This window comes from Mesorhizobium sp. ORS 3428 (assembly GCF_001854785.1).
In the GTDB taxonomy this organism is placed as follows: Bacteria; Pseudomonadota; Alphaproteobacteria; order Rhizobiales; family Rhizobiaceae; genus Mesorhizobium.
Genome location: NZ_MDFL01000184.1, coordinates 1 through 14,077 on the forward strand (window position 1 = coordinate 1; position 14,077 = coordinate 14,077).

The following is a 14,077-nucleotide window of genomic DNA, read 5'->3' on the forward strand; positions in this document are numbered from 1 at the left end:
CCAACTATCTTCTTTGCCAGCTCGCGTTTGGGGATTTGCCATTGGAAGCGTCTCTGTACACTGCAGTGATGATTCATTCTGAAATCATGACCCGATTTGCCTGACCAGGAATCCGTGCGTAGGGCGGCTCGAAGGAGTTGCCCGCAGCGTTTACCAGCAACTAGCCCGCTGCCAGACGATAGCCTTGCAGCGCGCGGTCTACGGGGGATTGGCATCGCTATGCCTGCCTAGGTCGGATGCCGTTTCCGGACGATGATTTGAACTGGTTTTCTGGGACGCAATCCTTCACGGGACCACATTGCCCCGCGTTCCAGCCCCCTCGCTCAACGTCGCTGTTCACACAGACCGTTTGCCACCGCCCGTCTTGCAGGCGGCAATCCACTGCATCGCCGAGGTTGGATCTTCCAATATGGCGGCCCGTTTCGCAAAGCCGTAAAAGGCAGCGCGGGCTGCGCTTAAGGGCTTGTTCCCATCATAAGCGTCACAGCATGCTTTAAGGGCAGTCTCGTGGATCAGGTCCCTGCGATCTTCGGGCCACTCATCGAGAAAATCGATGGCGTCCTCGAGGTTCGTAATCTCTTGCACGACATAAGCGGCACACTTCACGAAAATAGGACTACCGAAGGCCTGCGCCTTCATTTCCTTCCTCCCGACCTGCTGAACAGCCAACTTGCGAGGCGAGCCTCCCGCCGACCATTGCAGAATGTGTTGTCAGCCCGATGACGCTTCAAGAGGAAAAGGCGGCAATTCATCCTCGGGAGGAACTGGATYGTCACCGGTCTACTGCCGCAAAATTGGCCGCTTCGACAATGTCGTTCGTTCTGGCCGCCGCCGATGAACGGTGAACCTAGTCGCCCAATCCRGTCGTTCACCGCAACGCAGCAAAAGGCAGCACGACATCGCCTGGCAGCGCGCGCCGATATGGGAAGCCGCAAGCTCAGGCTGGATTAATCCAGCCCAAGCCTTTTCTTCAGTTCCRCATTTTCCTTGCGCAGACGATCCGCAAGCAGGCTCCGCAGCCGCTTGTTTTCTTCCTCGAGCGCGACGAGATCCTTCAGCTCGTCGCTGTCCGCTGCAGGCGTCGCCGCTTTCTTCCAAAGATAATATGTCTGTTCCGAGATGCCGGCCTGCTTCACCGCGCCCTTGAGAGTGGCGCCGCCGCCTATCAACGTCTCGATCTGAGCGAGCTTCTGGCCGCGCTCCTTTGCGGAGTAGACCTTGYGGCCTGTCCGTGCCGATGGCGGTGCTTCAGTGGTCGCGGATGTCGACTTGGCGCCGTTCTTGCGGCCAGGCGCAATCGGCTCGGCCTTTGGCTTCTTCGACCGCGGTGTTCTCGCCCTCAATTTTGACGTCTCCGCTTCGGCCGCAGGTTCGGTWGGAATTACTGCTGTTTCGGTTTCCAGGCGATTTGCCATGAAATTCTCCATTTGCGGTTTGTGCAAAGGTTCAGCATCAATGGCCACGACAGTAGAGTCAATAAGCTGACGATTTGACGGTTGAATCTTCTGGAGTTCCTCTGAAGTTTCGCCCATCGCCGCGGCGATGTCGAAATCGCCCCAGATGGAACGGGCGGTTTTTTGATAACGGCGCTTCTGTTTGACTTCCACTATGAATGGTCGCGTTTGCCGCCTCATAGTTCCTTCCTGATGAGAAACGAATAAAAGAATGAAGTCGCCGCTCGGAAATCCTGGCGCTTCCGGTTCACGCGGAGCTTTATCGTAAAAGTCCCTCGACGAGCAAGTGACACCGGGTCGCGCCAGTGTTCGCAAGCGGGCCAAACTCAGGCCTGCGCGCGAGGAACGCTTGAGYGTCCGAAGCTGCAAGGCGGTGCAGTATCGGATTAAATGTCGCATCTTGCCGTCGGGGAACTCGGGAACTCTTCTTGAAATTGAAAAACTGCTGCATCTCGATTGAGTTCAGTGCGCCTGAAGAACTCGCCAGCGGATGATAACGCCGGACCTCGCTATCCCTTTAGCGTCTGCCCACAACTATCTACCTGGGTTAGCAGGCAGATAGTTGTGGCGGCTTGGCTTGAGCCGCGAGGCCATGGTTGAGTGAGCTGAAGAGAGCCAGCCCCGCGGTCGATTCCGAAGTTTCCCACAATGGCGAAGAGAACATCTCCACTCGTACCCTTTCAGCACAAGACATTCCGTTCTCTGTGGTCGGCGGCCCTTGTTTCGAATCTTGGGACGCTAGTCGAAGGTGTGGCGGCTGCGTGGCTGATGACGAGTATAGCCAGCTCCCATGGAATGGTGGCGCTCGTACAGGCATCGACCACCTTGCCCTACATGATCTTCTCGCTCGCAGCCGGAGCGCTTGCGGATAACTTTGACCGTCGCCGGATCATGCTAATGGCGCAACTGCTGATGGTTTGCKTATCAGCGTCCCTGGCGCTCTTGACCTACACAGGGGAAATCACACCCGGGACCCTTCTGGGTCTCACGTTCCTGATCGGCTGTGGTTGGGCATTGCACGATCCGTCGTGGCAAGCCTCGATGGGAGACATCCTGCCTCGCGAAGACCTCCCAAGCGCAGTTGCGCTCAACGGCATGAGCTACAATCTCATGCGCAGCATCGGACCGGCGATTGGTGGCATAATCGTGGCGACCGCCGGGRCGGCCTTCGCGTTTCTCTTCAATGTATTTTGCTATGTCGCCCTGATCGCCGCGCTGTTACGCTGGAAAACTGTACCGGCGCGACGAGCGCTGCCGCGGGAGGCTTTCGGAAGCGCGATGGCGGCAGGATTCCGCTATGTGCTTATGTCGCCAAACCTTCTCAAACTGATGTGCCGGAGTTTCATTTTCGGCCTCGCCGCAGTCGTCATTTTGGCTCTCCTGCCGTTGGTTGTTCGCGAACAGGTTAAGGGCACTGCGGTCACCTACGGAGTGATGCTTGGCTTTTTCGGTCTGGGAGCGATTTGTGGCGCGCTCCTCATCGGACGCGCCCGCGAAATTCTCTCCAACGAAGGGGTCGTCCGCGGTGCGTTCTTTACACTGGCGATCAGCTGCTTGCTTGTGTCGTGGAGCGAGCACRTTTGGCTGAGCTGCCTCCTCGTCATGCCAGCCGGTGCGGCATGGGTCCAGTCATTCACGCTGTTTAACGTCACGGTTCAGCTTTCGGCGCCTCGGTGGGTGGTGGGACGAGCCCTCTCTCTCTATCAGACGGCCGCATATGGCGGCATGGCAGCGGGAAGCTGGCTCTGGGGCCAGTTAGCGGATCTGCAAGGCRTTTCGGGAACCTTGCTCATCGCAAGCTTGGTTCTTGTACTTGGCGGACTGCTCGGCGTTATTTTTCGTCTTCCGGATCTTGAAACGCTCAAACTCGATCCGACCAACACGTTTTGCGAACCAACCCTGCAGCTTGACCTGCGACCACGAAGCGGTCCGATCATGATAATGGTCGATTATCGTATTCACCAGAAAGACGTTCCAGAATTTCTCAATGTGATGACATCATGGCGAAAAGCGCGACTGCGAGATGGCGCCAGGCAATGGGCGCTGCTGCGTGACCTGGAAAAGCCCGAACTGTGGACCGAGTGTTATCATGTRCCAACTTGGGTCGAGTATGTTCGCCACAACAAGAGGCAGACCCAAGATGACGCCGAAATCATTGCGCGCCTTGAAGCCCTGCACTGTGGCGACTGCCCGCCCAAAATTCACCACAAGATCGAACGGCAAACCGTGAGCGTACATGACGATATGCCGCTCCGGCCTCATTTCGACAGGACTTGAGCGAAACCGGAAACCAATAACTTGGCTCAAGATAAGGCGGCGCCGGAASCCCCCGTTTGCTCAAGACGATGGAGCAGATCTTGGGCCAGCTATGCGCCAAGCGCGTAGCGTTTCTCGGCTTCGTCCATGAGGCTAACGCCCGGTCAGATTTCGACGATCTATGCTACACCAATGAATAAGCGATCCTCGTCGGGCTTCAGCAGGTCTATGAGGCGTGCTTTTCTGAGACGCCGCGAGGCTTGGACAAGAAGCACGGGACCCGTCGCGAGCCTTTTTCGGGAAAATCAAATGCCCGTCATGGGTGATGGCGATCTCGACATCRCACAGGCGCTCGATCTGCTTGGGCAAAGCCGGCGACGCGTCGACTATCACCGTTCGGCAAAGCGCTTGCACCAATGCGCCGGCTCCTCAGAACTTCGCGCCTCAGATCTGTAGCCCGCTGCTTGGGAGGTGTCGAGTTGCTCATCGGGCGTGTCGTCGAACGAGGCGTGGTTGAGCCTGTAGAGTTTGGAATAGAGACCGCCCATTTCGATCAACTGGTCGTRCTTGCCGGATTCGGCGACTTTGCCATTCTGAAGAACGATAAGACGGTCGGCACCTCGGACTGTGGCAAGGCGATGGGCGATGACGAGGCCAGTGYGGCCTTCGAGGAGCCTGACCATAGCCTTCTGAATCAGCATTTCCGTATAGCTATCGATATTGGCGGTTGCTTCGTCGAGTACCAGAATCTTGGTGTTTGCGACAAGCGCACGGGCAAAGCTGATAAGCTGGCGCTGGCCCAGCGAGAGATTGCCGCCACCTTCACATAGATCGGCATCGTATCCACCAGGAAGGCGCACAATGAAGCTGTGCGCGCCGACCGCCATAGCGGCCTCGATAACCTCTTCCCGCGTGGCTTCAGCCTTGTGGTAGCGGATGTTCTCGAAAATCGTGCCGGTAAAAAGGAACGGCTCCTGAAGCACCATGGCGATCTGACGGCCAAGTGATTTCTGGGTGAGATCGCGCACATCACACCCGCCGACCAGCACCTGGCCCTCCTGGACATCATAAAAGCGGTGGACGAGGGCCATTGCACTCGATTTACCTGAACCGGTCGGCCCCACCAGGGCGACGGTTTCGCCGGGATTGACCCGAAACGACACGTTCTTCAATACCGGATGCTTGGGATCGTATCCGAAAGTAACGTTCCTGAACTCGATCGAGCCGTCCATCTCGGGCGAAAGCACCGTGGCATTCGGTTTGTCCTGGACCTCGATCTTGACGTCAAGAACGTCGGTCAGTCGCTTTCCCGACGCCATCGCCCTTTGCATGATCGAATATTGCAAGGTGAGGGAGCGGATCGGATCGAAGAAGCGCTGGATGTAGAAGAGGAACGCGACCATCACACCCACATCGATGCGATCACTCATGACCATTGAGCCGCCGACGACGATGACGACAGCCATGGCAACGCCCGTCAGGCTATCGACGATCGGCACCATGATCTGGGCGTATTTGGCGGCGGTCAGATGTGTCTTGAGATTGGCACGGGCTTTGTCGTCATAAAGCGTCAAATTGACCTGCTGCCGGTCCATGGACTGCACTGCCCTAACGCCATGAATGGCTTCGGCCAGCGCGCCGTTGGAAACCGAATTGGCCTCATTGGYAGCCATGAAGGCGCCGCGGCCGCGCGGCAGCCAGAAGATGCGCACGATGAAGAGAACAGGCACCAGTGAAAACGTAAGGATCCCCAAGCGAACATCGAGCCACAGCATGACGAAGACGATGCCAAAGACAAGAATGATGTCGCCCAGGCAAAACACCGAGGTTTCGAGGAATTCCTGCATGGAATTGACGTCGCCCTGCAGACGCGACATCAGCCGTCCCACCTCTGTCTTGTCCATAAAGGAAAGCGCCACTTCCTGCAGATGGCCGAACGTGGCGCGCCGAATATCGAACAGAACTTTCTCCGCCATTTTGTAGATCACGATCTCTTGCGTGTAGCTGGCGCCGAAATTGACCGAGATGGTGAAAAAGAAGGCGCAGGCGGCTGCGAGCAGGGCCGAACGATCGCCACTWCCAGGCTGCATGCCGTGGTTGATGGCAAAGYGGATGATCAGCGGGACGAGAAGCTGCGTGCCGGTGAGGATCAACATCGCGGCAACCGAGACTATCAAATTGGTGCGGTAGGGCCGCATGAACCCCCAAATGCGTCGGACAATATTCTTGTCAAACGCCTGCCCGAACATCTCCTCTTCGATGCGATGCGAACCGACGACCGCATGGGGCGGACGCCGGTCGTCGCGGGCATCGTCGCGCTCCGCCTCGACTTCGCTACCGTGGAGCATCAGCTCACCCCCTCTTGGTTGGCATGTCATCAAAAGCGCGCGCTTGGAGATCGTAGAGGGCCTTGTAGCGTCCGCCCTTCGCCAGAAGGTCCTCATGAGTGCCACGCTCGATAATCTCGCCRTTCTCGATAAACAGGATTGCATCGGCATCCATGAGCGAACTCAGCCGGTGGCCGATGATGATGGTCACGCGGTCCTTGGCAAAGTGCCGCATCGCGGAGCGAATGCGCTGTTCTGTGGCGGCATCAATCGCGGCAGTCGAGTCGTCGAATATGATGACCGACGGGCGCAGCATCATCGTGCGAGCGATCGCCAGGCGCTGACGCTGGCCGCCCGACAGGGATACGCCGCGCTCACGCACCACTGTCTTGTAAGCGGCTGGCAGCCGGAGAACGTAGTCGTGAAGCTGAGCCGACTCGCTCGCGCGCTCGATCCGCTGTGCGTTGGCCCAGGGATCGCCATAGGCGATGTTGTTTTCGATCGTCGTGGTGAAAATGAATGCATCCTGCTGCACGACCGCGACGGCTCTGCGAAGCGTCGCCAGGGTGACCTCGCGGATATCCTGGCCRTCAAGCGTGATGACGCCGCTGGCGACGTCGTAAAAACGAGGGATCAGATGAGCTATCGTCGACTTGCCCGAGYCGGGCGGGCCGACAATTGCAATGGTTTCGCCCTTGCGGGCTTCAAAACTGATATTCTTCAGAATTGGGCGGTTCTCGTCGTCCGGATAGGCGAATGAAACATCCTCGAACCGCAAGGTGCCCTCGCTGATTTCGAGCGGTTTGGCGTCTGCTGCGTCCTTGAGCGCGATATCCAGGTCGAGTAACCCGAACAGGCGCGAACCGCATGTCGAGGCTCGGGCAAAGCCATCGACTATCAAGCCTATCTGGCGAACCGGCATCTGGAGGATGGTCATAAAGGAAAGGAAGGTGGCAAGTTTTCCGACGCTGATTTCGCCTGCGATGACTTTGTTGCCGCCGATCCACAGAACCAACCCCATGGCGAAAAAGAACGAGAAATTCATCGCGGAAATATTGCGCACGTAAATCTCGGCCCGTTCGTGCATCAGGCCAAGCGCACTCTTCGATGCGCGGTCGAACTTCAGCATCTCGTGGGCCTGCGCTGCAAACGCGCGGACAACCCGCATGCCGGTGAGATTTTCTTCCATTACACGGCTGAGGACGCAAAGCCGCTCCTGCAGGTCAAGCCAGGTGGCGCGCAGCTTGATCTGTGTGAGCGATGAGCACCATCCGRCGAACGGCACAAAGCTCAGCGCGAGGAGACCAAGAACCAGGTTGATGGAGATCAGCATGTGGGCGCCGACCCCGATCAACATGACGAGCAGCACGGTGCGAACCAGAGCGGCAGAGAAGTATATACGCACGCCTTCCAGATCGAGCATGCCGATCGTGATCAGATCGGCTGAATGCGCCTGGTCGTGAAAAGAAAAGCTGAGCCGCTGGATCTTCTCATAAAAAGCGACCCGCAGTTCATATGCGACCTGATGTCCGACCGCTTCGGCAAGATAGTTCTGAGCCAGCGTGAAGAGGCCGCGCAGCACGCTAGTGGCAAGCAGCAGGAGCGCCGAGGTCCGCAGTCCCTCTTGCGCTGCCGCTCCGCTGACACCCCCGCCGATGGCTGTCTGGGTCTGGTCGATGGCCTGGCCGAGGAGCTCGGGGATGAGCAATTGGAGCGATGCCGCAACGAGTGTCGAGCCGATAGCCACGGTGACCAGCCACGGGTGCCGCAAATTCATCCGGGTAATGCGGGCGATCGTGCTCAAGCCCTGGACCGAACCGGCTCCTTCTCCATTCGCGAGCGAATTCCCGGGCTTCGTCACGCCGCGGATAGCCTTGCTGTTCGGAGGTGCATTCCAGTGATATTGGGCCGTTTGGAGGGCCTTGAGGCGCACGACTCCCCCGTCAARTGCCCATCACATGCAAGGCTGGCTATCATCTGCTAGACGCCTGTCCCAACCAGTTGAGCCGCGGCTTCGCCTGCCGGCATGTCTATGACCGTGATTGCGTTTGCTGCAAGGAAGCGGCGTTCGTTTTTGGTCAGCGTTGCCGAATCAATAGCCGCGAAATGCGGGCCGCTTGAGCGCTTGATGACCTGTCTGGCGTAGGTGCGCAGCAYCTGGTCATCGAACCGGCAGCCGAAGAAAAAGAAGCCGCGCTTGGTGCGCCGTTCCTTCACGGCTCGAGGGATAGGAGTYTGGATATCGATTTCGGTTAGGGCTTCGACGTAATCCGAATCTGCGATAAGGAAGTTTGCGGCCGGCTTGATGCTGCCGTGCGGCGTATAGAGGACCGTCGTTGCCGCCGAGTCTGGTTGGAGTTCCGTTCCAGACAAATCGTAGGTTTTCGTCCAAACGTCGCCAATTGGGTGCGCCCGCGTGACGCCTTGAATTTCGACGACATCAGTGCGGCCGGTGTCTATGAGGGCCGCRCGCATGGCGCCATCGTACCAGCTATCGACGATCAGCGAGAGCGGAAGTGTCGCGAGCCAGGCATGGAAAACGGTCGGCGCCACCGGCCCCGCGAATATCTCAGCCATCCAGGCTTGGAGCGTCCGCCGATGCCGGCGCTGCTCGATGAATTGAGCGACCGACCACATATTGGTGCGAATCTTGGAAGGAGCGGGCGCTCGCGCGTCGAATGCTGCGGCAACCGCTTGCGGCGTGTGCGGTACCGGTGGTTCCCCGTACCTAAGTCGAAGCAGGTCGGGACCCAGATACGGGATGATCTCATCGGCGCAGAGAGCCTTCTTCAGCAGTTTAAGCTGCTTTGCGGCATGACTGTCCCGGTTGATCATGAGATGGCCCAAGGACAGGATCCTATTCATGCTCGTTTCCCTTTGACGCTCTCAGCTTGCCGACCTGCGGCATCAATCCTCATCGGAAATCTTTCTTGCCTCGACGGTGATCGGCAAAGGTGTATCTCGCGGAAGGTCGGGCAGAACGAGCCGCCAGYCGTTCCTGAGCGTTATAGACCCTCCCCACAGCTCTTCATTCTCGACGCCGATGATCGGCTCTTCGAGATCCTTCTTGGGCACATACGCCGATAGGCCGGCGTCGGTCTTGCGGATCATAACCTTCATCGGCCTATTCCCTTGTTAGTGACCACACGTGATTTCGGCACAAAAATCCCTGGGTTTGTCGAGGCTGATCATTTCGTGGGAGCGCATGCCAACGACGGTGCCGCGATCGAACCATTCGACCGCATAGATGTAGAACTGCTGGAGGAAGGTGCCGATGTCGCGCACATAGCCTTCATCGCCCTTCCGCACGAGGTTTGCGCCTATCTCGCGACCTGGATAGGTGCCGTCATTCTTTATGTGGCGTGTGGCACGGACCCGCTCGCCCGGCATAAATCGTGGAGGCTCGCGGATCTCGACCTCCTGTTCGCGTCCGAGGCCCATCCCCTTCTCCTTTCTACGGCTGCAGTTCGTTACGGAGGTCATGGCGTGCTCCAGAAGCGACCCCGACCGCGTCGCTAACCCGATTGGAGGGTTAGGCGGGAATGCAGGTTCCCGACACCGGGCATACCGAGGCGCATTGCTGGGTATCGAAGGCCTCCTTGCATTCGGTGCACTGCTCCGGATCGATCACGTAGGTCTCGCCCTTGAATTTGATCGCACTCGATGGACATTCGAACTCGCATGCACCGCATTGCGTGCATTGCGAGGCGATGATCTTGAAGGCCATTTCTCAACTCCTGATTCGGTTGGGACGAGACGCTCAAGCCGTCGCCGCCAGTGGTTCGCTCCCAAACTCGGCGGCGTAAAGCGCGCTGATAGCGGTCTCGATGTAGTCGTAGCCATAAACATCCATTGCCCGGATTCCAGCTTCCGCGAGCTGATCCTTGGGGCAATCTCCGATCTTGGCGCACAGCACGATATCGATGCCTTTGAGCATAGCTATGACGCCGTCGAGGGTGGCGTCCGCGCCTCGGCCGCCGAGGCAATACTGCTCGACCTTGCGATGCCCGATGAAGCTGATCCCCCTGTGAGAGACCTCATAAACCTGGAATTCCTCCGAATGGCCGAAATGTTCGTTGATCCGGCCGCCGCCTTTGGTCGCCACAGCGATGTGGAGCGATTTGCCGGAATCCGTTGCCTTGACGGTCGCGACCGCTTGGCTTTTGKCTGCCACGTGATCGCCGCGCTCGCGCGCGACCACCTCCCGATAGGCCTCGCGTTTGCTGGCGTCGTAGGTGATGTCGTCGGAAATCTGGTCGATCGTGAACTCCTGGCCACGATCCTCGCCAAGCAGGCCGACAGCGTCGGCCCGGCACTGCCGGCAATGGCGCATCAGCTTGACGCCACCTTCAAGCCGATCCTGAAGCGTCTTCAGCTCAAACGCCGTTGGGCCGCGCTGCCCGGTTAGGCCGAAATGCGTACCGTGCGCCGGGTCGGAAATCAGTGGCATGACATTGTGCAGGAACGCGCCGCGCTCCTTTACCCATTTATTGACCTCAATCAGATGTTCGTCGTTGACGCTGGGGATCATCACCGAATTGATCTTGGTGAGAATGCCGCGCGCGGTCAGCATCTCCAGGCCCAACATCTGCCGCTTGTGCAGGATCCTGGCAGCGTCGATGCCGGTGTGGCGGCGATGGTTGTAAAAGATCCAAGGATAGATCTTTGCGCCGATTTCGGGGTCAACCATGTTGATGGTGATTGTCACATGATCGACATTCATGTCAGCAAGTTCGGCAACATGATCCGGCAACGCGAGACCGTTGGTGGAGATGCACAGCTTGATGTCGCGGATTTCTCTGGCGACGCGTTCGAAAGTTGCCTTTGTCTTCTTCCAGTCGTAACAGGCGTCGCCCGGCCCGGCGATCCCGAGGACGGAAAGCTGGGGCACTTCGTTGGCGACCGCGATCACCTTGCGTCGCGCCTGTTCTGGGGTCAGCTTTTCCGACACGACCCCGGGYCGGCTTTCATTGGCGCAGTCATATTTGCGATTGCAGTAGTTGCACTGGATGTTGCAGGCTGGCGCGACCGCCACATGCATGCGCGCGAAATAGTGGTGCGCCTCTTCGGAAAAGCATGGATGGTCCTTGATCTTCTCCCAGACAGCGGAGTCCATCTCGTCCGGCTTTGCGGACGAGCCGCAGGATGAAGATGCGCAACCGGCGGATTTCGCGATCGTCAGCAACTGGTCGAATGATTTAGTGCTGACCAAACTCTCAAGCGAGATCGTCGGTAAAGACATGAACGGCTCCGTTCCGGGGTGGACGTTGCAGTTCAAGGCGCAAAAGTTGTGCCAGCTCAAACAAGCGGTTTCAGTTCAATATGTCGGCTTTCATGCGCGATTCCGCCTGTTCGTTACGTCACACTTTTGTCGGACTTGCGACTTGAAAGCTCGCTCGGCATTGGAGGGTTCAGCGACGCTGGCCGAGCGCCAGCTCATGGTCGCCGAGATTGGGCGCGGTCTTCCCAAGCGCATAGTGCCTTGAAGCGGCCGGTGTGCCGAAAGCTAGGCCGGATGCGGCAGAGCCAGGAACGCTGGTTGGTGCCACGCGGCGCGGCGAAGGGCGCGCCAGAAAAGCTGCTCGGCATAGAGGCCGTAGGCCGGCCGCTGCGGCGAGTTGCACCTCTGGGGCAGCGAACCGGGCAGATGGGTATTCGACTTGCGCAGGAGCGGATTTGCGAGCCCGTCGAAGGCCTGCCCGATCTCGAAGAGATCATGGAGGCTGCTGCCCGCCCGACAGAAGCTGCGCCTGCACAAAAAAGTGCTCATGATCACCAGAAATGACGCGCGACCTCCCCGCGGTGTCGGCCCCGTGGTGRCACTCGCCTATGCCGCGACGATCAGCATTCCGCAGCGATTCAGAAGCTCCAAGGCGGTGGGCCTATCCCGGGACTGGTGCCGAAGCTCGACGAGTCCGGTGCGGGGGGCATGATGCGGACTTCATCTATAGGCTGCCCAAGCGCTGATGACTCGCGTAGGCAAATGGCCGTGACACAAGGCCTGGGCGATGAACGTCGCCAAGCGGAACGGGATGCACAAAGCAATTGTCGCGCTCGCACGCCATAGTAGAACGTCCTGCCGATCACCCCGAGGACATCTTCCAATATCGCCTTACCAACTCGAAATTTTGAGCGGGCTGCTCATTCGGATTGATGACGGAGGCGGACTCATTGGAAGGGCGTCAATTTATGCATCTTTCATGCAAAATTGCTTTGGCCGAAAAATATCACGTTATATCAAATGGTTGCCGTTACGATTTATGCAGGCGGCCTACGGTCCAACGTGTGTGGGGCCTCCCCCGGGTCTCACCGTGCGATATTTTTCGACAAGGCTCAGGCGTGACACCGTATGCGACGCAGTTCAACTCATTGATAGACGCGATGACGTCCGCGAAGGACTGAACTGTGACATCCAGGTCTTCTCCCTCGAGATCCCTGAATGCGTCTCTCGCGAAATCGCTTGGCATCAAATCGGGACTGTCGACTGCCCCGCTGAGATACTCCGCGACGGCGTCGTCAAGGCGCCGTCGCATCCTGATCTCCACTGAGCGCGGCACTCTCTTGGTGGTCGTTGCCACAAGGTAGGACGGCGCTGTGATTGCATAGCCTTCCGCGATCGCTTCACCGAGGTAGCTTGTATCAGCCAGTTCGTACCATGTCGTCATGCCGAGCCCGTAAGCGGCTCTACCCACTCCGATGAAGGAGACAGGAGGCAGTCCTGCTTTCAGTAGCGGGATGTTGCTGAGCAATCGCCCGGTCCTCTTGTTGCCATCGATGAAGGGCTGCAGGTAAGCGATGCCTGCAAGCAAAGCGAAGGAGGCCTCGAACGGGTCTTTCGCTGTGGACGCCTTCCAGCGGCGATTATCTGGTTGACAAACCCAAATGGAACTGCGATAACGATTCCAATCGTTATCGCTATGTCCGTTCTGTCCCGCCCCGAATTCCATGACGAAGCCAAGGCTTTCGAGCATGTCGAATCCATACTGTGGCCGAACGGTCCGGTTTGCCCGAAGTGCGGTAGCGTTGATCGCACCTATGCCTTGAAGGGCGTTCGCACCAAGCCTTCCAAGAAGAACCCGAACGGCGTCGAGCGTCACGGCCTGTACAAGTGCAGCGCCTGCCGTTCGCAGTTCACCGTCCGCATGGGCACGATCTTCGAGGAAAGCCATCTGCCGCTCACCAAGTGGCTACAGGCCATCCACCTTATGTGCGCCTCGAAGAAAGGCATTAGCGCTCACCAGATGCACCGCATACTCGAATGCACCTATGAGGCAGCTTGGTTCCTGTGCCATCGCATTCGCCTTGCTATGGCCTCCGGCGAGCTTTCCCCGATCTCAAGTTGACACCGCTCGGACGTATGTCCGCCGACCCAACTCAAGAGCGCAAGGCCAAGGTAGAGGCCTTCCTGACGGTTCCTCTCTACAAGCTCGTATATGAGAATTATAAAGGCGGAGTTGTGCYGCCTGCGGCTGCTTTCGAGCGCGATATCAAAACCTGGGGCGTAGCGGCCAAACAGACGTCACGGGGCCCGTCAAGCCTTGGAACGATCCGCTGAGGAAGCGGGATTTTACGAGAGCGGCCGCAATCGCTTGGTCGTACCCGCATCTGCATCGTTCAAGGCAAACGATGACGGAGTAGGCAAGGGTGGTAGTGGTGGAGGATCAGGTGGCGGGGGCGATACGCCGACTTTGGATCCCATCATTAAGGGATTGATAGATCGCCTGCCCCCTCCGGGTTCAAATTGGACAAAAGCTAAGCGGAAACTCTGGCTTTAAATCCTCGAAAATAGCTTTGATTTGGTTTATGAGGACGACAGCGACAAAGGAGACGCTTTCCAGTGACCAAGAAGCCCGCCCCAAGGGCGGAGGAATCACAAGTCGAGAAGTTTCGCAAAGCCGCGCGGGAACTTGGAACTGACCAATCGGACGAAGCCTTTGAGTCCGCTCTAGGCAAGGTCGCTCACGCGCCGAAGCTCACCAATGCGCAGATAAAGGAACTGGCGCGGCGGAAGCGCGAAGGGAAATAATTATCCGTCAATTG

12 protein-coding genes and 3 pseudogenes are annotated in these 14,077 nt (G+C 58.1%); 4 read left to right on the forward strand and 11 right to left on the reverse strand.

The features are described from left to right. Nucleotides 1-104, forward strand: a pseudogene (locus ORS3428_RS34170) (LLM class flavin-dependent oxidoreductase); the annotation flags it as partial. 232 nt (nt 105-336) lie between these two features. Here ORS3428_RS34170 and ORS3428_RS30530 read toward each other — a convergent pair. After that, nucleotides 337-639, reverse strand: coding sequence for a DUF982 domain-containing protein (locus tag ORS3428_RS30530; RefSeq protein WP_040986109.1), 303 nt, complete (start codon nt 637-639; stop codon nt 337-339). A 308-nt stretch (nt 640-947) separates the two neighbouring features. Next, entirely contained in the window at nt 948-1,607 is a 660-nt protein-coding gene (locus ORS3428_RS33615; RefSeq protein WP_244508153.1) for a transposase, read from the reverse strand. Between the two features lie 495 nt (nt 1,608-2,102). Between ORS3428_RS33615 and ORS3428_RS30540 the strand changes: the two genes are divergently transcribed. Beyond that, a complete protein-coding gene (locus ORS3428_RS30540) occupies nt 2,103-3,731 on the forward strand; it encodes an MFS transporter (protein WP_071101995.1) in 1,629 nt (542 codons plus the stop codon). Between the two features lie 368 nt (nt 3,732-4,099). Here the strand turns inward: ORS3428_RS30540 and ORS3428_RS30545 are convergent, their stop codons facing one another. From ORS3428_RS30545 to ORS3428_RS30590, 9 genes and pseudogenes are all read right to left on the reverse strand, one after another. Beyond that, a complete protein-coding gene (locus ORS3428_RS30545) occupies nt 4,100-6,058 on the reverse strand; it encodes an ABC transporter ATP-binding protein (RefSeq protein WP_071101996.1) in 1,959 nt (652 codons plus the stop codon). A gap of 4 nt (nt 6,059-6,062) precedes the next feature. Continuing rightward, nucleotides 6,063-7,814, reverse strand: a complete 1,752-nt coding sequence (locus ORS3428_RS30550) for an ABC transporter ATP-binding protein (RefSeq protein WP_244508155.1) — start codon at nt 7,812-7,814, stop codon at nt 6,063-6,065. A 203-nt stretch (nt 7,815-8,017) separates the two neighbouring features. Continuing rightward, nucleotides 8,018-8,902 carry an SIR2 family protein gene (locus ORS3428_RS30555; protein WP_071101997.1) on the reverse strand — a complete coding sequence of 295 codons (885 nt, stop codon included), beginning with the start codon at nt 8,900-8,902 and terminating at the stop codon, nt 8,018-8,020. Nucleotides 8,903-8,944: 42 nt separating this feature from the next. Beyond that, entirely contained in the window at nt 8,945-9,157 is a 213-nt protein-coding gene (gene nifT / locus ORS3428_RS30560; RefSeq protein ID WP_071101998.1) for a putative nitrogen fixation protein NifT, read from the reverse strand. A gap of 15 nt (nt 9,158-9,172) precedes the next feature. Beyond that, the gene (locus ORS3428_RS30565; protein WP_040985352.1) at nt 9,173-9,478 is read right to left on the reverse strand and encodes a nitrogen fixation protein NifZ; all 306 of its coding nucleotides are present in this window, start codon (nt 9,476-9,478) and stop codon (nt 9,173-9,175) included. A gap of 91 nt (nt 9,479-9,569) precedes the next feature. Next, entirely contained in the window at nt 9,570-9,764 is a 195-nt protein-coding gene (locus ORS3428_RS30570; protein ID WP_040985349.1) for a 4Fe-4S binding protein, read from the reverse strand. A 33-nt stretch (nt 9,765-9,797) separates the two neighbouring features. Next, nucleotides 9,798-11,279 (reverse strand): nitrogenase cofactor biosynthesis protein NifB, encoded by a 1,482-nt coding sequence (gene nifB / locus ORS3428_RS30575; protein ID WP_071101999.1) that lies wholly within the window; start codon nt 11,277-11,279, stop codon nt 9,798-9,800. Nucleotides 11,280-11,451: 172 nt separating this feature from the next. Next, a pseudogene (locus ORS3428_RS32030) lies at nt 11,452-11,705 on the reverse strand (homogentisate 1,2-dioxygenase); the annotation flags it as partial. 583 nt (nt 11,706-12,288) lie between these two features. Continuing rightward, entirely contained in the window at nt 12,289-13,008 is a 720-nt protein-coding gene (locus ORS3428_RS30590; RefSeq protein ID WP_083355364.1) for a Fic family protein, read from the reverse strand. Between ORS3428_RS30590 and ORS3428_RS30595 the strand changes: the two are divergent. Continuing rightward, nucleotides 12,955-13,371, forward strand: a pseudogene (locus ORS3428_RS30595) (transposase); the annotation flags it as partial. The gene ORS3428_RS30590 and the pseudogene ORS3428_RS30595 sit on opposite strands and share 54 nt — an antisense overlap. A 503-nt stretch (nt 13,372-13,874) precedes the next feature. Further along, nucleotides 13,875-14,063, forward strand: coding sequence for a hypothetical protein (locus ORS3428_RS30605; protein WP_040985340.1), 189 nt, complete (start codon nt 13,875-13,877; stop codon nt 14,061-14,063). Nucleotides 14,064-14,077: the final 14 nt, after the last annotated feature.